The organism is Veillonella sp. CHU732 (genome assembly GCF_003992085.1).
Taxonomy (GTDB): domain Bacteria; phylum Bacillota; class Negativicutes; order Veillonellales; family Veillonellaceae; genus F0422.
This window is the reverse complement of sequence record NZ_RQVC01000006.1, coordinates 85,336-108,679: the sequence shown is the minus strand read 5'-3', so window position 1 is coordinate 108,679 and position 23,344 is coordinate 85,336. Positions and strand designations below refer to the sequence as shown.

General features: G+C 41.4%; 19 protein-coding genes and 1 tRNA gene. 19 read left to right on the top strand and 1 reads right to left on the bottom strand.

Annotated elements, in window-relative coordinates:
- Positions 1-393: 393 nt before the first annotated feature.
- The gene (locus EO121_RS04195; RefSeq protein WP_127166262.1) at positions 394-1,341 is read right to left on the bottom strand and encodes an L-lactate dehydrogenase; all 948 of its coding nucleotides are present in this window, start codon (positions 1,339-1,341) and stop codon (positions 394-396) included.
- Positions 1,342-2,099: 758 nt separating this feature from the next.
- On the opposite strand from EO121_RS04195, the gene EO121_RS04190 reads away from it, so the two are divergent.
- From EO121_RS04190 to EO121_RS04100, 19 genes are all read left to right on the top strand, one after another.
- On the top strand, positions 2,100-2,993 hold the full coding sequence (locus EO121_RS04190; RefSeq protein WP_127166252.1) for an epoxyqueuosine reductase: 894 nt from the start codon (positions 2,100-2,102) through the stop codon (positions 2,991-2,993).
- Positions 2,980-4,164, top strand: a complete 1,185-nt coding sequence (locus EO121_RS04185) for a multidrug effflux MFS transporter (RefSeq protein WP_127166250.1) — start codon at positions 2,980-2,982, stop codon at positions 4,162-4,164. The genes EO121_RS04190 and EO121_RS04185 overlap by 14 nt, the downstream gene beginning before the upstream one ends.
- A gap of 439 nt (positions 4,165-4,603) precedes the next feature.
- Positions 4,604-4,915: a 50S ribosomal protein L21 gene (rplU, locus tag EO121_RS04180; RefSeq protein ID WP_009352881.1), complete on the top strand. Its 312-nt coding sequence runs from the start codon at positions 4,604-4,606 to the stop codon at positions 4,913-4,915.
- A 5-nt stretch (positions 4,916-4,920) separates the two neighbouring features.
- A complete protein-coding gene (locus EO121_RS04175; RefSeq protein WP_127160363.1) occupies positions 4,921-5,235 on the top strand; it encodes a ribosomal-processing cysteine protease Prp in 315 nt (104 codons plus the stop codon).
- 12 nt (positions 5,236-5,247) lie between these two features.
- Positions 5,248-5,535 carry a 50S ribosomal protein L27 gene (gene rpmA / locus EO121_RS04170; RefSeq protein ID WP_127160364.1) on the top strand — a complete coding sequence of 96 codons (288 nt, stop codon included), beginning with the start codon at positions 5,248-5,250 and terminating at the stop codon, positions 5,533-5,535.
- Between the two features lie 390 nt (positions 5,536-5,925).
- A complete protein-coding gene (gene hydG / locus EO121_RS04165; protein WP_127166248.1) occupies positions 5,926-7,344 on the top strand; it encodes a [FeFe] hydrogenase H-cluster radical SAM maturase HydG in 1,419 nt (472 codons plus the stop codon).
- An 84-nt stretch (positions 7,345-7,428) separates the two neighbouring features.
- Positions 7,429-8,964 (top strand): glutamine-hydrolyzing GMP synthase, encoded by a 1,536-nt coding sequence (gene guaA / locus EO121_RS04160; RefSeq protein WP_062401247.1) that lies wholly within the window; start codon positions 7,429-7,431, stop codon positions 8,962-8,964.
- 114 nt (positions 8,965-9,078) lie between these two features.
- Positions 9,079-10,113 (top strand): rod shape-determining protein, encoded by a 1,035-nt coding sequence (locus EO121_RS04155; RefSeq protein WP_127166246.1) that lies wholly within the window; start codon positions 9,079-9,081, stop codon positions 10,111-10,113.
- Positions 10,113-11,030, top strand: coding sequence for a rod shape-determining protein MreC (gene mreC / locus EO121_RS04150; RefSeq protein ID WP_127166244.1), 918 nt, complete (start codon positions 10,113-10,115; stop codon positions 11,028-11,030). Before EO121_RS04155 ends, mreC begins: the two co-directional genes overlap by 1 nt.
- The gene (mreD, locus tag EO121_RS04145) at positions 11,027-11,518 is read left to right on the top strand and encodes a rod shape-determining protein MreD (RefSeq protein ID WP_127068055.1); all 492 of its coding nucleotides are present in this window, start codon (positions 11,027-11,029) and stop codon (positions 11,516-11,518) included. The genes mreC and mreD overlap by 4 nt, the downstream gene beginning before the upstream one ends.
- Before the next feature lie 12 nt (positions 11,519-11,530).
- Positions 11,531-13,429, top strand: coding sequence for a penicillin-binding protein 2 (mrdA, locus tag EO121_RS04140; RefSeq protein ID WP_127166242.1), 1,899 nt, complete (start codon positions 11,531-11,533; stop codon positions 13,427-13,429).
- A gap of 9 nt (positions 13,430-13,438) precedes the next feature.
- Positions 13,439-14,542, top strand: a complete 1,104-nt coding sequence (rodA, locus tag EO121_RS04135; RefSeq protein WP_127160373.1) for a rod shape-determining protein RodA — start codon at positions 13,439-13,441, stop codon at positions 14,540-14,542.
- A 37-nt stretch (positions 14,543-14,579) separates the two neighbouring features.
- Positions 14,580-16,463, top strand: a complete 1,884-nt coding sequence (locus EO121_RS04130; protein WP_127166240.1) for a TIGR03960 family B12-binding radical SAM protein — start codon at positions 14,580-14,582, stop codon at positions 16,461-16,463.
- Positions 16,435-17,124, top strand: coding sequence for a TIGR03936 family radical SAM-associated protein (locus EO121_RS04125; protein WP_127160411.1), 690 nt, complete (start codon positions 16,435-16,437; stop codon positions 17,122-17,124). Before EO121_RS04130 ends, EO121_RS04125 begins: the two co-directional genes overlap by 29 nt.
- A 9-nt stretch (positions 17,125-17,133) precedes the next feature.
- Complete coding sequence (locus EO121_RS04120; protein WP_127166238.1) at positions 17,134-18,552, top strand: Rne/Rng family ribonuclease; 1,419 nt, start codon at positions 17,134-17,136, stop codon at positions 18,550-18,552.
- A 112-nt stretch (positions 18,553-18,664) separates the two neighbouring features.
- Positions 18,665-19,228 (top strand): manganese efflux pump MntP family protein, encoded by a 564-nt coding sequence (locus tag EO121_RS04115; protein ID WP_127166236.1) that lies wholly within the window; start codon positions 18,665-18,667, stop codon positions 19,226-19,228.
- A 413-nt stretch (positions 19,229-19,641) separates the two neighbouring features.
- Positions 19,642-19,732 (top strand) — tRNA-Ser (locus EO121_RS04110).
- Positions 19,733-20,632: 900 nt separating this feature from the next.
- On the top strand, positions 20,633-21,271 hold the full coding sequence (locus tag EO121_RS04105) for a trimeric intracellular cation channel family protein (RefSeq protein ID WP_127166234.1): 639 nt from the start codon (positions 20,633-20,635) through the stop codon (positions 21,269-21,271).
- Between the two features lie 296 nt (positions 21,272-21,567).
- A complete protein-coding gene (locus tag EO121_RS04100; protein WP_127166232.1) occupies positions 21,568-23,295 on the top strand; it encodes a DUF4127 family protein in 1,728 nt (575 codons plus the stop codon).
- The last annotated feature ends 49 nt before the right edge of the window (positions 23,296-23,344 follow it).

The window sequence follows — 23,344 nt, the reverse complement described above, 5'->3', positions numbered from 1 at the left end:
AAGAATAGCACTAGCTATTTGAATAGCTAGTGCTAAGAGCTTTTTATATGAGTAGCCCCCACATTTGACAAAGAGCCTGTGTTTGTATAATTTAGCTAGTAAGGGTCGCTACAAGGCTACTACGCATAAGGGCATTGCTCAGGGGTGGGGGATGTGGAAGAGCACGGTATACTCCTCACAAAGGGTATTTCATAATGTATCGTCTCTTGTAATGCTATGTACTCTGTGGCGGCTATAAGAAAATATGGCAAAGGGAAACGAGCAACACATTCCTTCACAAACGGTATTTCATAATGTTTGTTCAGGAACATGTTGCTCGTTTCTGGCATTTTTATAATTCAGCTAGTAAGGGTAGCCACAAGGCTACTACGCATGACTGCGTTCCTCAGAGAGTTATAGTGTATGTGCTAGTTTGATGTACTCTCTGATGCGTTCGCAGGAGTTGTGGAAGGCTTTTTGTTCGTCTGAGGTTAGGTGCAATTCCAAGATTTCTTCGATGCCGTTTTTGCCGATGATGGCAGGGACGGAGGCAAAGACATTGTGTTCGCCGTATTCGCCTTCTAGTTTGCACGATAGAGGTAATACTTTTTGTTCATCGTGGAAGTAAGCGCGGATAATTTCTGTAACGGATGCAGCGATGCCAAATTCGGTGGAGCCTTTTCCAATGAGGACTAGGTAGCCACCGTATTTCATTTGTTCTACTAAGGCATTTTCATCAAAGGTTGGGAAGCGGTGAGGAAGTTCCTGTTGGAGTTCTTTTAAAGGTTTGCCAGATACTGTGACGTGGGACCAAGGGACCATAGCGCTACCACCGTGTTCACCCATAGCATAGCAAGATAAAGAACGACGATGTACGTGGATTTGCTCAGCTACCAATCGTTGCAAACGAGCGGAGTCCAAGGATGTGCCAGAAGAGATGATTTTATGTTTTGGGTAGTCTAAGTATTCTTGCACATAGGCAGCTACTACATCGGCAGGATTGGAAATGCTAACGATAAAACCGCTGAAACCAGAGGCTTTCACACGAGGTAAAAATTCACGTAACACCTCTACTGTGGAGCCTAGTGTATCTAAGCGATCTTGTTCTGGGGATGGGAGGGGACCTGCAGAAATGACGAGAATATCACAGTCTCCGATATCTTCAGGTTCACAAGCGATAGCTTCCACACGATGTGGTAAGTAACTTACAGCATCATTAATATCGGTGGCTTGGGCAATCGCTTTATCTTTGTCGATATCCACCATGTATAATTGGTCAACCTCACCTTGTGTAGCAAGGGAAAATGCCACGTGGGAGCCCACATGACCAGTGCCGATAATAGCAACTTTTCGTAGTTCTATAGACATATTGTTCCTCCTGTGTTGAATGATTAAAGTAATTAGTAATATGTAATAGGATAAAACTTTTGAGTTCATTTAGTCAATACGTCACTTGCTAATCTATGCAGCCTGTAGGTCGTCACTTATTCTGCTATGTAGCCTGTGGCGATCTATACTAAATATTGCAAAGGGAAGACCGCAACATATTCCTTCTCAAACTGATACAGTGGTTAGGTTTGTTCAGGAACATGTTGCGGTCTTCTTGTATTTGTGCAATTTAGCTAGTAAGGGTCGCCACGAGGCTGCTACGCTTAACTGCGTTCCTCAGGGAGTGGTTTGTGGTGTTTGTTCAGAGCACACCGTGCTCTTCTTGTTTTTTTGATTCAGTCAGTAAATCTCGCCGCAAGGCTGCTACACTTAACTGCGTTCCTCAGAAATGGTGGGAAACATGTGGCACTCTTCTTGCGTTTGTATAATTTTGCTAGTGATAACTGCCACAAGGCTGCTACACTTAACTGCGTTCCTCAGGAATGGTGGGAAACATGTGGCACTCTCCTTGTGTTTGTGTAATTTTGCTAGTGATAACTGCCGCAAGGCTTCTACGCTTAACTACATTCTTTAGAGAGTGGGATTGGTTTTGAGTTTTTTGTAGTACTTCCTAAGAAAACCATAAATTAAGATAGAGTTTCCTGAAACTCATAGTGGTTGTTCGTAATTGGTATGATATATGAGTGGCTATTTATATATAAAGCCTAGGGATTGTATAGTATAATGAATGCATGACAAATTTAGAACTTGAAGAATTAGCGATACAATTAAATATTCCTGCAGTGGGGGTGGCACCTTGGCCATTGCCGGCGGAGGCGTTGTTACATTTGGATACGCCCTATCCTTGTCCGTTTACGAATGGAAGTATTGAAGAACGATTGCAGGGGTCCACGACTATTGCTTCACCGAAGTCCGCTATAGTCTGTTTGTTTCCTTATTATATGCCTAGGGAAGGAGTGACGAATTTAGCTAGGTACTGTTGGGGAGATGATTATCATGTTGTGGTACGACAGTATTTGGAACGACTAGTGGAAGTTTTGCGTGAGCGCTATCCTGATGACATGTACGAGATTCACTGCGATACGTCACCTTTAGCGGATCGGTATATGGCATACTTGGCAGGCTTGGGGTTTTATGGGTGGAACCAAACGTTTATTAACCCTACGTGGGGATCCTATACTGGTATTGGCACTATTATGACGACGTTGGAATTGTCTCCTTCTGTACCGCTTGCACAGAGCTGTCTGCAATGTGGTGCTTGTTTGCGTGCTTGTCCTGGTAAGGCTTTACAAGGAGATCATTTAGATTATCGAACTTGTAAAAGTTATCTCACTCAGTGTAAGGGGGATCTTTCAGAGGAAGAAGAACGAATTATTGGTAAAACACCTCTCATTTTTGGGTGTGATGTATGCCAAGAGGTGTGCCCTCACAATCAGGGGATACCTATGACGCCTATCCCAGAGTTTCAACAGGTTGCATCCTACATTGAGATGGAGGAATTAGAAGGAATGACGAATAAAGAGTTTAAAGCGAAGTACGGCCACAAAGCATGGGCTTGGCGAGGAAAAAAAGTGTTGCTTCGGAATGCGGAGATTGTTAGAAAGGAAAAGCATGAAGGAAAGTAAGTCTGTTTCATTGTTTTTAATTATATTCTTAGGATTGCTCACAGCGGTAACGCCATTGGCGACGGATATGTATTTGCCAGCCTTGCCGATTATGCCTGGTGAACTGGATACATCGGCATCGAATATTCAAATGACCATCGGCATTATGACTATCGGCATTGCATTGGGACAACTCTTTGCAGGGCCTATTAGTGATGTGCTGGGGCGGAAAAAACCGCTCATTGTGGGAAACCTACTTTGCGTAGTAGCTACCATTGTTTGCGCTTATGCACCAAATATTGAAGTACTCTTGCTGGGCCGATTTTTGCAAGGTGTAACAGGTTCCTTTGGAGTAGTTATCTCTAAGGCTATCGCTCGTGACCATGCATCGGGACCGGCTCTGATTAAGTTGTTGGCATCATTGATGATGGTCAATGGATTGGCGCCTGTCATTGCTCCTCTTGTTGGAGGACAAATTTTGGCATACGAAACGTGGCGATTCATTTTCGTCGTTTTAGCAGGATTTTCCCTAATATTATTGATAGGTTCCATTCTATTCCGTGAAAGTTTACCAAAGGAGCAACGTGTAGTAGGTGGTGTTCAAGTGGCGCTCAAAAATTACAAGACGTTGCTGAAAGACAAAGCTTTTTTAGGGCAATGTGGTATTCAATGCTTTGCTTTTGGAGCCTTCTTTTGTTACATTAGTGGATCTTCCTTTGTATACCAAAATATCTTTGGGCTAGATGCACAACAATTTAGTTACATATTTGGTATTAATAGCTGTGGTATTATTCTATTTAGTATGATTAGCTCTCGTTTGAGTAATGTCATTAAGGATTACCAATTATTACAAGGCAGTTTAACTGTGCTCTTCTTAGGGTCTTCTTTGTTCTTAGGCGCTATGGCACTGAATATGCCATTCTTAGTGGTGACCACAATTTTATTCTTTACTGTAGGGATGGTGTCTCTATTCGGGGCGGCTAGCTTTTCTATGGCTATGGCCAATTACGGTCACCTAGCAGGTAGTGCATCTGCCTTATTAGGCTTTTTCTCTATGATGTCTGCGGGTATTGTGTCCCCTATTGTGGGGATCGGAGGGTCACATACGGCAATTCCTATGGGAATCACCATGGTGGTTTGCTCGTTAACGGCGTTGCTCTGTTATTATCGATTTGCTCGACCGGCTATATAGGTATACTTTCATAGCAATGAAATTCTAGGTGAATATAGTGTATAGTCAACTTTTGGCATCGTATTGTATCCTAAGACCATGCGTGTATCTGAAGGAGTGCCATTGTATAGTACATACAATGGTGTATAGATGAAAGATGATAACGATATAGTAGTGGTATTCTATAGTACACAGAATAGTTTATAGATGAAAGGGTGTGCTAGTAGATGACTTAATGATTCGAGATGCTTTTATAATAGATGCAGCAAAGTAGGCTTTCATAGGTGTAGATAGAAAAAATTAGTCCTATTTCGTTGACATAAACAGTGCTTGTCATGTATAATAATTGAGTCATAGTTTGGGTACGCCCAACTATTGCAAGCCGCATGAAGAGGTCAATAATATTTGGCTTCGGCTAGATAACCGCATTCAGCGAGTACGAATACAAGGAGGTGTCATAATGTACGCAATTATTAAAACTGGTGGTAAACAATATCGCGTTTCCGAAGGCGATGTAATCACTATTGAAAAATTGGATGTAGCAGCTGAAGGAACTGTTTCTTTTGACGAAGTTGTAACTGTAGTTAAAGACGGTGATGTTAAAGTTGGTACACCACTTGTGGACGGTGCAAAAGTTACTGGTACAGTACTTGAACATGGTAAAGCGAAAAAGATCTTGGTTTTCAAATACAAAGCGAAATCCAACTATCGTCGTCGTCAAGGCCATCGCCAACCATTCACTAAAGTTCGCATCGAAAAAATCGAGGCGTAAGTATCATGACTCACATTGATGTGAAGCGGAATCGATTAGGGCAAATCATAGAATGTCATTTTCGAGGACATGCTGAAGCAGGTCCTTACGGAGAAGATATTGTATGTGCCGCTATATCCATGCTTTCACAGACATCGATCTTAGGTCTTCATGAGGTGGCTAAGCAATCCATGGAGTACCAAATAGAAGACGGTGAGTTACATATCCTACTTTCAGAACCCATTACTGAAAGAGGACAAACTATATTAGAAACGATGCTTCTTGGTATCAAGAATGTGGCGGATCAATATAGTGATTTTGTTAGAGTGAGTGAACAATAGGAGGTGAACTACATGTTATTCAATATCCAATTACAACTATTCGCATCTAAAAAAGGTGCTTCCAGTACAAAAAATGGTCGTGATTCCGAGTCCAAACGTCTTGGAGTTAAATGCCATGACGGTTCTACTGTAAAAAGTGGTAACATCCTAGTTCGTCAACGTGGTACACATTTCCATCCAGGCACTAACGTAGGTATCGGCAAAGATGATACTTTGTTTGCATTGGTTCCTGGCCGTGTAGCATTTGAACGTGCTGGTCGTTATAACCGTAAAGTTTCTGTATATCCTGTAGAAGCTTAATCATAACACATATGAAAGGTCACTAGATAGCAATATCTGGTGACCTTTTTTGTTTGTTTAGTATAGGATTTTGCCGTTATTACAAATAGGACAACAAGATTTTGTAAAAATGATGTTATATCAGATATGCAGTTTAAGGTTATAGGTTGTAAAAGGACATGACGGTTTCAGAGTGAACAAATGAATAGATGTATATTTCTGTTTATGCATACATAGTATTAGTATTTGCTTTCATAATGCACACTAATTTTATATACATTGATTCATAAGTGGAGTATAATAAAAGAAAGACTATATCTAATAAAATCGGTATAGCGCTTATGTTAAGACAAAGCCTAGAAAGATGTAGGCTATCATAGATCTACTAAGTCAGTAGAAAAGGAGTTTACTATGTATGATGTACACTCTTCCAAGGCGGAAGAATTTATTAATCACGAAGAGATTCTAGCCACATTACAATATGCAGAAGAAAATAAGGAAAACCGTCCTTTATTGGATGCCATATTAGAAAAGGCAAAAACTCGTGTAGGATTAAATCATCGTGAGGCGATGGTACTGTTAGAATGTCCCTTGCCAGAATATAAGGAAAAATTATTTGCTTTAGCAAAAGAGATTAAACAAGCGATTTATGGCAATCGCATTGTATTATTTGCTCCGTTATATTTATCAAACTATTGCATCAATGGTTGTGTTTATTGCCCATACCATGCAAAAAATAAAACCATTACTCGCAAAAAGTTAAACCAAGATCAAGTGCGTGAAGAAGTGATGGCGCTAGAAGCCATGGGGCATAAACGAATTGTTATCGAATCTGGTGAACATCCATTAGAAAATCCATTGGAATATATTTTGGAATGTATTAATACGATTTACTCCATAAAAAAAGATAATGGTGAAATTCGTCGTGTCAACGTCAATATTGCGGCTTGTGAAGTAGAAGATTATCGCAAATTACATGAGGCAGGCATTGGTACGTACACATTGTTCCAAGAAACATATAATAAAGAAAACTATGAAGCCCTTCATCCAACAGGACCTAAGAGTGATTATGCCTACCATACAACGGCTATGGATCGCGCTATGGAGGCAGGTATTGATGACGTGGGCATTGGCGTCCTCTATGGATTGGAACACTACAAATATGACTTCGTAGGCTTGTTGATGCATGCAGAACATTTAGAAGCGAAGTTTGGTGTAGGTCCGCATACCATCAGTGTACCTCGAATTTGTCCAGCTGATGATATCGATGTAGATGATTTCAGTAATGCTGTACCAGATGATATTTTTGAAAAAATCGTAGCTTTGATTCGTGTATCTGCGCCGTATGCAGGTATGATTATGTCTACTCGTGAAAGTCAAGCTATGCGTGAACGAGGGTTAGCCTTAGGTATCTCGCAAATTTCTGGAGGATCTCGTACATCTGTGGGTGGCTATGTAGAAGAAGAACCAGAAGAAGAAAATTCTGCTCAATTTGATACGAGTGACCGCCGTTCCTTGGATGAAATTGTGGAATGGTTATTGCAATTAGGTTATGTACCTAGTTTCTGTACGGCTTGTTACCGTGAAGGTCGTACAGGAGACCGATTCATGGCACTGGCAAAGAGTGGACAAATTTCCAATTGTTGTCAACCGAATGCGTTGATGACATTGAAAGAGTATTTACTAGATTATGCAGATGAGGAAACTAAGGCTGTTGGTGCGGCTGTTATCGACGTGCAATTAGACTCCATTAAAAATGATCTAGTGAAAGAAAAATCCAAAGCTTATATTGCGCAAATGGAAGAGGGAGAACGTGACTTCCGATTCTAGTCAAAATTTAGTGCATAGGGTATAATATTTAATATATAGTGTTTATATATTGAAGTTATAAACAGAAGATTGTGGGAGGACAGAATGGAACAAAAAGAGATGGTTGTTGTCGTTGACTTTGGTGGTCAATATAACCAACTGATCGCGCGTCGTGTACGTGAAAATAATGTGTATTGTGAGGTATATCCGTACAATAAAGCATTAGAAAAAATTAAAGAATTACAGCCAAAAGGTATCATTTTCACAGGTGGTCCTGCTAGCGTATACGAAGACAATGCTCCAAAAATGGAAGCGGAAGTATTTGAACTTGGCATTCCAGTGTTGGGTATGTGTTATGGTATGCAATTCATGGCGCATACATTGGGCGGTCATGTAACGTCTGCAGAAACACGTGAATTTGGTAAAACACCAACTCATGTGGATGTGTCCTCACCATTATTTAAAGGACTTTCAGAAGAAGAAATCGTATGGATGAGCCATGTGGATTATGTGGCAAAAGTGCCAGAAGGTTTCAAAATTGTAGCGCATACAAAAGATTGTCCTGTAGCAGCCATGCAAAACGAAGAGCGCCGTTTATATGCTATGCAATACCATGCAGAAGTGTTGCATACAGAACATGGTAAAGAAATGTTGCACAACTTCTTGTATGAAGTATGTGGATGCACAGGCCAATGGACGATGGCAAACTATGCAAAAACTGCTATTGAAGAGATTCGTAATACAGTAGGTGATGGCAAAGTATTATTGGCATTATCTGGTGGTGTGGATAGCTCCGTAGCAGCGGCGTTAATCTCCAAAGCTGTAGGGGACCAATTAACTTGTATCTTCGTTGACCATGGTTTGATGCGTAAAAACGAAGGTGACGAAGTAGAAGCGGCGTTCAAAGATTCTGGTATGCACTTCATTCGTGTGGATGCAGAAGAACGTTTCTTAACAAAATTAGCAGGTCTTGAAGATCCAGAAGCGAAACGTAAAGCTATTGGTGAAGAATTTATCCGTGTATTCGAAGATGAAGGTCGCAAAATTGGTTCCGTTGATTACTTAGCACAAGGTACGATCTACCCAGATGTAATCGAGTCTGGCACTGGCGAAGCAGAAGTTATTAAGTCTCATCACAACGTAGGTGGGTTACCTGCAGTAGTAGATTTCAAAGGCTTAATCGAACCACTTCGCAACTTGTTCAAAGACGAAGTTCGTCAATTAGGTGCTGAACTTGGTTTGGCAGATTACCTAGTATGGCGTCAACCATTCCCAGGACCAGGTCTTGCGATCCGTGTCATGGGTGAAGTGACAAAAGATAAACTGGACGTATTGCGTGACGCGGATTACATCTTCCGCGATGAAATTGCAAAAGCTGGTTTAGATCGTTCTATTAACCAATACTTTGCGGTGTTAACAAGCACACGCACAGTAGGTGTTATGGGTGACTTCCGTACCTATGATTACACATTGGCGTTGCGCGGTGTAACTACAACTGACTTTATGACAGCTGATTGGGCACGTATCCCTTACGATGTATTGGATACTATCTCCCGCCGTATCGTGAACGAAGTAAACCACATTAACCGTATCGTGTACGATATTACAAGTAAACCACCAGCAACGATAGAGTGGGAATAAAATAAATAGACTGAAAGCCAGCAGAACTTTGGATCTGCTGGCTTTTTTATTTATAATCTCCTTAAAGTATGTTACAATTAATAGAATACGGAATTCTTTATAAGGAGAGGTTCGATGAAATTATTTTCTTCATTAGGAAGAGATTTAGGAATAGATATTGGTACCTTTCACACGCATATTTTTGTGGAAGGTCGAGGGGTGGTTGTATCGGAACCATCTATAGTGGCAACGGATGCAAAACAAGAGAACATTGTTACCATTGGCGAAGATGCGCAGCGCTTATTGTTGCGCAATCCGGAAACATTAGCACCTATGAGTCCTCTGAAAGAGGGCTTTATTGTGGACTATCGTATTGTGTTGTCCATGTTAAAGTATTTTATGAACAAAGCGTCCAAGGCGGTTCGTAGATCCCGTGTTGTCATGGCAGTGCCTTGTGGTATTACCGATGTAGAGCGAAGGGCCATGACGGATGCCATCATTCAGGCGGGCGCTCGGGAAGCACATTTGCTAGAAAGTCCAGTAGCAGCAGCGATTGGTGCAGGACTTCCTATCTTTGAGGCCCGTGGTAGTATGGCTGTCGATATTGGCGGTAGTACTACGGATGTAGCTATTTTATCGATGGGTGGTAAAGTAGCGAGCCGCACATCACGGATTGGTGGTAATGAATTAAACGAAGCCATTTACCATTATATACGTAATGAGTTTTCTATTATGGTATCCGATGAAACAGTGGAAGACATTAAGCAAACTCTTGGTTGTGCGATCGCTCCATCTATCGAAGGAGAATACACTATCGTAGGTCGTCACTCTGAAACGGGACTTACCAAACGCTGTATGATTCGTAAAAGTGAAGTCTATGAAATTTTGCGACAACCGATTGCAGATATGGTGGCGGTTATACGCAGTATTTTGGAAAAAACACCACCTGAATTAGTGGCAGATATTATGGAAAGCGGCATGCTCCTTACGGGAGGTACGTCTTTACTTGAAGGATTAGACCGCCACATCCAAGAGGAACTAGGTATTCCTGTACGCATTGCAGATACGCCAGGCGATACGGTAGCACTTGGTTTAGGCAGAGCTGCTGCAGATGTGCAACGCTTAGAGCGATTATTAGTGGCTAGTAAATTACGAAAGGGGCGATCTTAATGCAACAATCTGAACGAAAATGGTTGACTATGATCGTAATCCTTTGTGCCATATTAGGAATTTTTGGGTACGTGTGGAAACAAAGAACGCAAGTACCAGTGGTGACGGTAACTTTAGAGAACCTAATGGCTCCTTTCACTTATGGAGCCAGTCGTTTCTTATCTGGTTTACATACGGGAATAGCCGTGATAGATAATGGTATCTTGCGTGTGAAAGACATGTCAGACATAGAGGAGCGCAATGCTGAACTAGAACAAAAACAAGTAGCCTATGATGAATTAGTAGCAGAAAATATTCGCTTACGACAGTTATTGAAGTTTCAAGGAGAACAACCTCAATTTGTGTTGTTAGCGGCGTCCGTGGTAACTCGTGATAGAGGCGCCTGGACAGATACTTTCACTATTAGCAGAGGCAGTGCAGATGGAGTAGCGCCGAATATGGCGGTCATTGCTCCGCGCGGTGTAGTAGGTTTCGTGTCTGATGTGTATGAACACTCTGCACGGGTGCAAAGTATATTAGATCCACGATCTGCGACGGGAGTTATCGTACAACGACCGGAGTCTAGAATTGCATCCATACTGAAGGGCAATGGCAATCGCCCTATGGAACCACAAATGGTGAATATCGCTTTAAATGGCGACGTTCTAAAAGGTGATACCATCGTGACCTCGGGTTTTGGAGGTATGTATCCGAAAGGATTATTACTGGGCCATGTGAAAGACATTGTTACCGATGAAGAAGGATTTGTGAAACATGCTGTCATCGACCCTACAGTGGACTTTCAAAGTTTAGAAGAAGTATTTGTAATTGTATCATCATCCATTGCACGACCAGAAGCGCCAAAATTAGAGCCAAAATTGATTCCTCGTACGCAGCGAGATCAAGTAGAAGGGGCTAAAGGGACGGTGCAACAATGAAACGATGTGCTTGGACATTGATGGTATTAGGCGTTATTATTATCCAATCCTTAGTGGTACCTAGATGGTTTTCCTATTCGTGGGCGCCTCATCTATTACTAGATATTGCGTTGGTAGTGACCGTATTGAAAGGCCGGTCTCATGGTATGATGCTAGCCGTTGTAGGTGGTATCGTTCAAGACGTGATGATCGGAAACTATTTTGGATTACATGTGGTATCCTATGCGATGGTAAGTTATATGTTAGGCTCTATGCAAGGCACTGTGTATGAAGAACAATGGTACGCCACAGCTTGGTGGACAGGGGTAGGAGCCGCCTTAGTCATGGCTCTACAAATAGGTTTATTATGGATTGTACAAGAACCAATTGTCATGACCACCTACATTTGGAATCATGGAATTCCTTCGATAGGGATTGATGCCTTAGTAGGCATTGTGGTGCATAAATTAGTATGGCGCTGGGAAGAAAAGGATGAATACATGTGGTAGAAAGGAGAGGCTATGTTAAAAGCACTATATAAAAAGAAAAAAACGACACGCTTTGATGTATTGCTAACCATAGTCGTCATCATTTTTGCTATTTTGCTAGGACGTGTATTTTATCTGCAAGCCATTGAAGGTGATTATTACCGTGGAAAAGCGGAGGGAAATCGACTCCGGATGCTCTCTATGACGGCTACACGGGGATTAATGTATGATAGAAATGGTCAAATTGTGGTCGGTTCACGACCTGCCTATATGGTGTCTATGTTGCCCACTGGAAAGCAGGCGGATCCAAAAGAGCTAGAGCAATTGGCGTCCTATTTACAAATTCCTGTGAAAACATTGGCAGAAAAAATAGAGGCTCATAAGGGTGGCTATGAACCGATCCGATTAGCTAGTGACGTGACCTTAGACAAGGTGACAAAAATTGAAGAACATCGTCACGAATTACCTGGTATTACGGTAGATGTAGAGCCACTTCGCTATTATCCTCATGATACGATGGCATCCCAATTATTGGGCTATGTAGGGGAAGTCAGTGAAGATGAGCTGGCGGAAGCGAAACAAGCAGAGTTAGACGGAACACATACGGGTGGCACCATTGGTCCTGGTACAATTTTAGGTCGTTCTGGGCTAGAGAAAATGTACGATTCTGTGCTACGTGGTGTGGATGGTGGCCGCCAAGTAGAGGTGGATGCCAGTGGACGCCCTGTAGAAGAAGTAGGACGTAAACACACCATACCAGGTCGCAATATTCATTTAACCATTGATTTGAATCTACAAAAAGTGGCTGAAAAAGCTGTTTATGACCAATTAGCAGCGCTTAGAAAACAAGGTATTCCTGCGAAGGGAGCTGCCGTAGTGGCCCTAGATCCTAATACAGGGGCGGTACTCGCCATGGTGAGTGCACCAGGGTTCAATCCGAATTGGTTTGCGAAAGGGATTACTACGGAACAATGGAATCAGCTAAATACAGATGCCAATCATCCTTTTGAAAATAAAGTAGTTACTGGTGAGTATCCGCCAGGGTCTCCTTTCAAAATTATTACGGGGGCAGCGGCCTTAGAATTGAAAAAGGTGACTCCTAATGAAATGATTTATGACAGTGGTAAACACTGGTTAATCGATAAACGAAATGCAGAAGGAGAAGCCTTAGGCTGGCTGGATTTTAATAAAGCTTTGGCGAAGTCAGATAATGTGTATTTCTATGAAATGGGGAATCGCTTAGGCATCGATAATATCGATAAATATGCGAAGATTTTTGGGCTTGGTGAAAAAACGGGAATCAAGTTATATGATGAAGGCAGTGGTAATATTGCTAGTCCCGAATACAAACGAAAAGTATTTAATCAAGATTGGTACTTAGGGGAAACATTCGATGCCGCTATTGGACAGTCTTTCACATTGGTGACGCCGATACAAATGGCAGTGATGATGTCTGAGATTGCTAACGGAGGGATTCGCTATCAACCGTATGTAGTGAGTCGTATCGATAATGCTGATGGAACGCCAGAAGAGATTTTTGGGCCTAAGAAATTAGGAGTCTTGCAAGTATCGAAAGCCGTCATGGATATTGTTCGCAATGGTCTTAGAGACGTAACCTTGGAAGGTGGTACGGCAGGGGAAATTTTTAAAGGCTTATCCTTAGCCGTAGCTGGTAAAACGGGAACGGCGGAAAATGCTACTGGCCGTGACCATGGTTGGTTCGTTGCCTATGCACCGTATGACAAGCCTCGTATCGTTGTAGTAGCTCTGGTAGAACAAGGCGGCTTTGGTGCCGTTTCTGCAGGGTCCATTGTACGCCCTATTTTGGAAGAATACTTTCACATTCCTAAGCCGGTCGTAGTCCCTGCGGATGATAAGAAAGAGGCTGCTAAAAAAGAAATCGCCTCTGGAAAAGAACAAAAGGTAGACTAGGAGTATACTATGTGGCAGAGAATTATACGTGAATGGGATTGGATTTTGGTGCTCTCCACCATCAGCTTGATTATCATTGGTTGTGTTGTTATCGGCAGCGCTACTCATGTCAATCGAGAAGGACTGCAAATTACAGGGTTAGTATCGAAACAATTGCTATTCTTTGGATTAAATATCGTTGCCATTGTAGGTCTGCAATGGTTAGATTACGAGCGCTTGCGCCCTTATGCAAAGTGGATTTATGGTGCTACTATCGTTATGCTTTTGGCAGTTATGGTGGTAGGCACATCGGCACTAGGTGCGCAACGATGGATTCAGATTGGACCTATTACGATACAACCATCAGAATTTACGAAGTTGATGATGATCATTAGCTTGGCAAACATGCTGGAAAGTCGAGTAGGAAAGTTAAATACTTTTAAAGAGCTATTGCCTGTATTCTTATTTTTAGGAATCCCAGCCTTGTTGGTGTTTAAGCAACCAGATTTGGGGACATCCTTAGTGTATGTAGCTATATTAGCAGGCATGCTCTTTGTGAGCGGTATTCGTATGCGGTTAGTGCAAATTATGGTTGGCACTATGGTAGCGCTGTTGCCGTTAAGCTGGTTTGTACTACAAGAGTATCAAAAACAACGGATTATGGTGTTTTTGAATCCTAATGTAGATCCCTTTGGCGCAGGATATCATATTATCCAATCTAAAATTGCAATTGGTTCAGGCTTACTATTTGGTAAAGGGCTCTTTGAAGGAACCCAAAGTCAGTTGAACTTTTTACCGGAAAACCATACGGACTTTATTTTCTCCGTGGTGGGGGAAGAATTAGGTCTTCTAGGTTGTTTTGTGGTCTTAGGATTACTATTGGTGGTTGTGTATCGTAGTTTCTTAATTGCGAAACGCTCGGTAGATCCCTTTGGTATGTTGATTGCCACAGGTATTGGCTCCATGCTGTTATTTGAAGTGTTAGTCAATGTAGGCATGACGACAGGTATTATGCCAGTAACAGGGATCCCATTGCCTTTCATCAGTTATGGTGTTAGTGCTTTGACCACCAATCTATTGAGTATAGGTTTATTATTAAATATAGTAATGCGTCAGAAAAAACGCATGTTTTAATTGTTAGAAATGAGGCTTATGCCTCTAGTGAGGTTGTATGATTCACTTAGATCCATCATGGTTACAACATGTGGAAAAACCGGCTCGCTATACCGGAGGGGAATGGAATAGCATTGTAAAAGACCACAGTACAGTGGATGTGACAATGGCCTTGGCATTTCCTGATGTATATGAAGTAAGTATGAGCCATTTAGGAATAAAAATTTTATATGGTTTGTTAAATGAACGTCAAGATGTGGTGGCTGAGCGTGTCTTTGCGCCTTGGCACGACATGGAAAAGGAAATGCGAGACCGTACGATTCCTTTATTTTCCTTGGAAACAAAAACACCAATTCGGGAATTTGATCTATTGGGATTTACATTGCAATATGAAATGAGCTATACCAACATCTTGAATATGCTGGATATGGCAGATATCCCTTTCTATAGCAAAGATCGAGATATGTCTTTCCCATTGCTATTAGCAGGGGGACCTTGTGTATATAATATTGAACCTATTGCAGATTTTTTTGATATCGTGTCTATCGGTGAATCGGAAGAATGGCTTGTAGAATTTGTAGAACTATTTAAAGCAGAAAAAGTGAAAGGGTTTCCAGGCGGTAAAGAGGCATTCTTGCGCAAAGCAGCCTTAATTGAAGGGACCTATGTGCCTGCTTTATATGAACCAGAATACACAGAGGACGGTCATTTTAAAGGATTAAAAATTTTGGCAGAGGAAGCGCCATCAGTAGTAAAAAAACGTATCGTCGAAGATGTGGAACACTCCTATTATCCGACAGCGCCGATTGTGCCATATTTAGACGTAGTCCATGATCGGGCTGTATTAGAATTATTCCGTGGTTGTTTGCGAGGCTGTCGTTTCTGCCAAGCTGGTATGTTATATCGTCCTGTTCGTGAAAGAACGCCGGAACGATTATTACAAATGGCAAAGGATATTATCGCCAATACGGGATATAATGAAATTTCTTTAATGTCTCTAAGTTCTGCCGATTATTCTAAATTGCCGGAATTAGTGGATATGCTGATGGAAGAATTTAAAGATAAACAAGTCAGCGTTAGTTTACCATCTTTACGTATTGATGCATTCTCTATTGATATTGCAAAAAAAGTGCAGCAAGTGCGTAAAAGTGGCTTAACCTTTGCTCCAGAAGCAGGCTCTCAACGTATGCGTGATGTGATTAACAAAGGTGTTAGTGAAGAAGATTTGATGGCAGCCTGTGAAAATGCTTTCAAATCTGGTTGGAATACAGTAAAGCTCTATTTCATGATGGGCTTGCCAACAGAAACCGACGAAGACGTAGCAGGCATTGCTGACTTAGCTTATAAAGTATTGGATTTACATCGTGATATTACAGGTAAACGTAATGGCAAGGTGACAGTGAGTTGTTCTTTCTTCGTACCGAAAACACACTCCCCTTACCAATGGTATGGTCAACAAGATGTAGAGGAAATTCATCGTAAACAGAGATATTTAAAATCTCTTATCAACAATCGCAATATTTCCTATCATTATCATGATGGACATACAGGGTATTTAGAGGCTATCTTTGCTCGTGGAGATAGACGATTAGCGCTATCCGTTATAGAGGCATGGAAACATGGCTGTAAATTTGATGGCTGGACAGAGTATTTTAAATACGATACCTGGATGCAGGCTTTCAAAGATACGAATATTGATCCAGATTATTATGCTCGCCGTGACCGTAGTTTTGAAGAGGCATTGCCTTGGGAACATATTGATGACACCGTAAGTAAAGCCTTTTTACAACGTGAATGGGAGCGTGCTGTAGAAGGTACGTTGACGTGGGATTGCCGTCGTAAGCCATGTAATGGCTGTAATGCTTGCCCAGAGCTAGGCACACCAATTATTGATTATAAGGAGGGTGGACGTGTTGAGAAAGTTACGTTTGGCCTTACATAAGGGAGAAGAACTTCGCTTTTTATCCCATTTAGATTATGCCTCTGCTATAGAGCGTATGATTCGTCGCAGTGGGATTAAAATGGCTTATTCTGAGGGATTTAATCCACATATGAAAATTAGCTTTTCCTCTGCCCTAGCGCTGGGAATTACTGCGAGTGCTGAATATTGCGATATGGATGTGTTAGAAGAAGGGTCATTAGATGAATTGATGAGCCGACTTTCACAATCAGCGCCAAAAGGCTTAGAAGTGTTGGATGGACGATTCATGCCGGATAAAGTAAAAAAAATGATGGCTATTTGCAATTATGCTGTCTATGAGGTGACAGGTCCCGCTGTAGAACGCGCAAATTGGGAACAGTTGCTGGAACCTTTTAATAGTGCAAATGAAGTATTATATGAAAAAGTAACACCGAAGAAAACAAGAATGATTGATGTGAAATATTTCATTAAAGAACCATTGGTAGCAAAGGTAGACGGAGATATGGTAACAATTCGTATGGCTATTGGCGTATATCCAGAAGGGACTATGAAGCCAGGGGATATGTGGAAATTGGGCAAAGAGCAATACGGTTGGCCCGTAACAGATAGTTATTCTATTCACCGTGAAGCGATTTTGATTGAAACGGATGGGGCTTGTATTACGCCTCTAGAAGTGGAATAAGGAGAGACTATGAATCGATTATATGCCAATGTGATGAAAGAGGAAACCCGTCTTGCCATTGTGGATGAGACAGGGGATTTACAACAAATTATATATGAACGACCACAGCTATCAAATCGCGTACATCATATGTATAAAGGGGTAGTGAAAAATGTTTTACCTGGCATGAGTGCAGCTTTCCTCGACATTGGCATCGGTCAAAATGTGTACCTAAACCTACAAGAACAAGGGAAACAGAAAAAAGTACATGTAGGGGAAGTACTGCTCGTGCAAATTGTAAAAGATGCCATGCTTGGTAAAAGTGCGCGTGTTACTACAGATATAAGTTTAGCTGGTCATTACATGGTCTTATTGCCCAATGATCAACAGATTCATATTTCTAAAAAGATTACAGACCCAGAGTTGCGTCAGTCTTTAAAAGATATGGCACAACCTTATTTAGAGCGAGGTGTCGGATTTATTCTTCGCACTGCCGCTATGGGGGCGAGTCAAGAAGAGATTGCCAGGGATATGGCTTATTTACATCAGACTTGGGAACACTTGCAAAAGCGCTACAAGGTAGCACAGAATGGAACGGAAATTTATGGAGATGCGAACCTTTGGTATCGTGTCATCCGTGATTATGTAGGGCCTACGGTAGGTTCCATTATGGTGGATGATATGGCTGCCTATGAAGAGTTGCAGCAGCTCTTAGGGGCAGGACGATTTGGTAAGCCTGTAGACGTGAGTTTGTGGAATCAAAAGGAAGACATTTTTAAGACACATGGTATCGAAGAACAAATCGATGCGCTGTTAAATCATCGTATTGATTTGCCATCTGGTGGTTCTTTGCAGATTGATCAAACAGAGGCGCTCACGGTAATCGATGTCAACTCGGCTCATTACAGTGGTAAGAATGAACAAGCGGGACAGGTAGCGAAACGTGTCAACCAAGAAGCGGCCCATATGATTGCTCGACAATTGCGATTGCGGAATCTTGGAGGTATCATCATCTGCGACTTTATCGATATGCCGAAGCAGGATATGGAAGAACTTGTGCAGTTGATGCATCATCTAGTGAAAAAAGATCCTATTAAAACCGTGGTATGTGGTATTACATCCTTAGGGTTGTTGGAATTGACACGGAAACGGGAGCGCCAAAGTATTCCCTCTATCCTTTTTGATACTTGTTCCAGCTGTGGTGGCACTGGGCATGTGTTAAAAGGAGAAACGGTACATTTACAAATCTTGCGCCGTTTGCGTGAATTGTATCGCTTTGGTCGCTTAAAAACGGATGTATCCATTGTGGTTCATCCAGATGTAGGCCAATTCTTTACAAAACAAGTATTGGAATCGTTGCGTACAGAATTACAACGAACTATACAAATTGAAAATGATGCCACAATGGGACTAGAAGCCTATTCCCTATTAGCCTTAGGTGATGTATAATAATGGAATTAGTACTAAAAATAATTGCAGTTCTCTATATGAAATGTAATATTTTTAAGGAAAAGTGCTTGGGATTGCCAAGCACTTTTGTTGTTATTTACAGGAGGGACTTGTGTCATACCTTGAAATATTGATTTTATCGGTAGGTCTTGCCATGGATGCCTTTGCTGTTTCTATTTGTAAATCATCACAAATGAAAGATGATCCTACTTATAAGAAAGTATTGTTAGCATTTTTATTTGGTGCCTTTCAATGCATGATGCCTATTATAGGGGCAGCCGTAGGAGCTCAGTTTTCGCAGAACTTTGATGAATGGGACCACTGGGTTATTTTTATTACCTTAGGCTATTTGGGTATTAATATGATTCGTGCCTCTCTCAGCGATGAGGAAGAAGATAAAACAAAGGTGGATTGGAAAGAAATGTTAGCCTTGTCCATTGCCACTAGTATCGATGCATTGGCAGTGGGAGTCACTATTGCGTTATTACATGCGGATGTACTTACTACGTCAGTTACCATTGGTGTGATTACCTTCTTGGTATGTCTGGTAGGCATATTTAGTGGGTACCATATGATGAAAGCATTCCGTGAAAGAGCGGAAATGGCTGGGGGCGTTATATTGATCTTAATTGGAGTGAAAATATTGCTGCAGCATTTGGGGTATCTACCTCGCTAAATCGTTTCTTGCTGTGCTATGTAGCCTGTGGCATTTTTACTGAATGGTGTAAAGGGAAGAGCACGGTATACCCCCCTCTCAAACGGTATTTCATAATGTTTGTTCGGGGGCACACCGTGCTCTTCTTGCATTTTTGTGATTTAGGTAGTAAAAAATGCCACAAGGCTACTACGCGCAACTGTGTTCCTTACAGAGGGGGCGCACTCTTCTTGTGGGGTATGCAAATTAGCTAGTAAGGGTCGCCACAATGCTACTACGCGCAACTGCGTTTCTCTGTGTGTTTGAATGGAGTTGTTTAGTTTTGGTGAAGGAACTCCACAGGATATTTTAACGCTCACTGCGATATTCTATTGGGGAGAAAAAAGGGCTTGACGGAATGTATTTAGTGGTTTATAATAATTAAGTATTCACTTGGAGAGGTGTCCGAGCGGCTTAAGGAGCATGATTGGAAATCATGTGTGCGGTGATACCGTACCGAGGGTTCAAATCCCTCTCTCTCCGCCAAGGTTTAAAAGCGTTTATGCGTTGCATAGACGCTTTTATTATTATGTCCGTTGTATTCTAGAACAGGTTGGTATATAATTATTACAATAATGTTATATTCTCTACTATGGGGATAGAACCTAACTGGGTCAGGGCCAAAGGCCCTTTTTGCTTTCTATTTTCTGTTCTTAAAGAACTCCGGTGATATCTGTGACATAACATAAATTAAGGCACCTCAAAGATTTTTTTGCCCCCTACCTTGCCCCTCATAAGGAGTCACAAAGCAATTCTTGTATTTTGTGGCAAGATGGTATATAATTAACTCAATAAATGTTATAGTCCCCATTATAGGGTAAACAAAAAAGGACGGGTGCGACCGTCCTTTTTGCTTTCTTATTTTCTGTTCTTGAAGAACTCAATAACCATATATGAAATAATATGGATCAAGATACCTTGAAGAACAGGGGCGAGAAAGACGCCAATGCATAAAATGTTAAAGTCACCCATTTAGGGCTCACCCCCTTTCTTTAAATAAAGGGTTACATAGAGTATACCATATTTTACCCATGAATGTATGCGAATATTCGCCCTTATTGTGTGTTTATCATAGCTTAGGTATAAACTATAGGGCGACTATGGAAAAGCCCCGTACAGGCGAAATAAGAGCATTATTTTTTAAGGTCATACCCTTATAAATAGTCAGAAAATAGAGAAACAAGACTAAAAGCCGTACAGCTGATAGCCTTGTTTATGAGGTGATTATATACGTTAGTTTTGCCCCTTATCTTGCCTCCTGTAGAGGGTGGAAGGTGGAAAAGCTAGGAGATAAGCGGACGGTTGCCTCCGTCCTTTTTGCGTTATAAAATATCTAGTATCTTATGCAAAAGAATGGTACAATAATTCCGTATGAGGAGGCGTTGTATGGATTTTTTATGGTTATTATTTGACGTCATCGGAACGATAGCTTTTGCCATATCGGGAGCTCTTTTGGGGATTCAACGGCGTATGGATATTTTTGGTATTTTGATGTTAGCGTTGGTCACTGCTATTGGCGGTGGGATTGTACGGGATGTGATGGTAGGACGTATACCGCCTACATCCTTGCAAACGGGATTATATATTTCTATCACGTTAATTACGGTTGGTATTATGTTCATCATGTATCACTATGGTTGGAATCGTTATATTGAAGGTAAAGGGGCAACGAAGGTATATCTTACAGCGGATGCCTTAGGGTTGGCTTCTTTCACAGTGACAGGAGCCACAATTGGAATAGCTACAGATCCAACTAACTTGGTGCTCACCGTTGTATTAGGTGGAATTACAGCTGTGGGTGGCGGTATTATCCGAGATGTGTTAGCGCATCGCACGCCGAGTGTGTTGAAAGAAGAAGTGTATGCCTTGCCGGCCTTATTAGGAGGTATCTCCTACTTTGTAGTGTATGGTATGGGACATCCAATTGTGGCATCTTATGTGACATTTCTCATCGTTTTCATCATTCGCATGGTAGCCATTGAATATCATTGGAATCTGCCGCGTATTGATCGGATTCATCGATGATTATACTATTTGATGGTGTACATGCAGTCTAGACTTTCAGTAGTATTGAAAGTTTATAAGATACAGGCTTGTTACATTTAAAAAGATGATAAAAGATTTTATTAATAAGCTATATAAAAGAGAATATTGGTTGGTATAGTAATTGAGAAAAATAATTCTCAATTATCCATACATTGCCAATATATTAAAAATATACAAATATACAAATATATTTTGTGAAAGTATAATACAGAAAGAACAGGATTCACTAAGAAGATAACTAGCAACTATGCTATGCAATAGGAGAGATATTGAATATGAGTAAACAATTATGGCGACGTAAGTTTGCTGTGATGGCTACAGCCATTGCCACAGCGATACTGAGTCATGCAAGTACTGCAGAGGCTACGACGGTGCTGTATGTACCACAAGATGATCGGCCGGTCAGCTTAGCCTATACGGTGGCGACGGCTCAAGATGCAGGATATACGGTGTTAACACCACCACAATACTATATTTCTGGGCGAAACTTTCAAGGAAATGCGGAGGCCATGTGGAGATGGGTGGACGAGAATGTTAGCAAAGCGGATGTGCTCGTGCTAAGTACAGATTCCTTAATTTATGGTGGCCTTGTAGATTCTAGAAAACATAATTTAGATTTGCATACGTTGGAATATCGTGTGCGTCATATCGAGGACTTACACAAAAAATATCCCAATGTGCCAATCTATGCCTTTGGTACGGTGATGCGCTCTCCACGTGCTAGTGGAGGCGGTGTGGAGCCAGCCTATTATGATCAATATGGACCGACGATTTTCCGGATTGCCGCATTACAAGATAAATTAGACAGCCAAAAATTGACCTCAGATGAACAAAAAGAGTTGTTCATGTTGCAAGCTACAGTGCCGGTGGAGTTTCTACAAGACTGGTTCCATCGTCGTCAAAAAAATATGGAAATCAACCGTCAGTTGATTGATATTACGAAAAAAGGTGTTTTTAAATATTTTGCGTTGGGGCATGACGATACGAGTAGTTTATCTCAATCAGCTATGGAAGGTCGCTATTTACAAAAATATAGTAAAGGACTTTCTCCTACACAATATGGTAGTTTTCCAGGGGCTGACCAATTAGGCCTACTATTGATTGCTCGTGACCATGTAGATCGCAATCACTTAATGCCTACCTTCGAGGTTATCTATCCATTAGGTGGTGGTGGCGAGACGGTGCCACACTATGAAGATCAAAAGGTAGAAAAAACGATTGCCGAACATGTGGTAGCTGTAGGTGGCACGATGAAAGCCAAAGGCAAACCATCAGTATTACTAGCAGTGAATACTCCACTAGGTATGGTCACAGGTGAGTCAGAAGCCTTTGAAAACTTCCCAATGATTTCTAGAAGTACTAATGAATTTTTAGATCACATTCAAGCATCTATGAACCAAGGAGTACCTGTTAGTATTGCAGACATTGCTTATTCCAATGGTTCGGATAATACGTTGGTCTATGGATTGTACCAACGGGATTTACTGTATAAAGTCAGTGCCTATAATGGGTGGAATACGGCAAGTAATACTATTGGCTATGCCATAGCACAAGGTATTTTAGGAGTGCACATGGATGACCAAAGTCATCGAAATATGTTGACACAACAATACTTGGATAACTGGGCGTATCAAGCGAATATTCGTAAAGATGTGTATCGTATGCAAGACTCCATTCGTACAGATAATGTGAAATATACAGGCACCTTAAATGAAGTGTTAGAAAGCTATTTAGGTGAGCGTGTGCAGGACTTTGCAGCAACTTATTTAAAATTGGATCCACGCACGGTATCAGCTCGATTCCCATGGGGACGATTGTTTGAAACAGATATTACAGTATATCGTGAGCCGGTGGCTCCTTTACAAAAAGAATTGCGTTTACAACGTGAAGCGGCAGAACGAGAACGACTAGAAGCAGAAGCGAAAGCAAAGGCGGAAGCTGAGGCAAAGGCTGCTAAAGAAAAAGCAGAGGCAGAAGCAACGAAATTGAAACAAGCTCAATAATGTTATGTCATACAAGAAGAGGGGGCGTAGCCCCTCTTTTTTGGAGGGA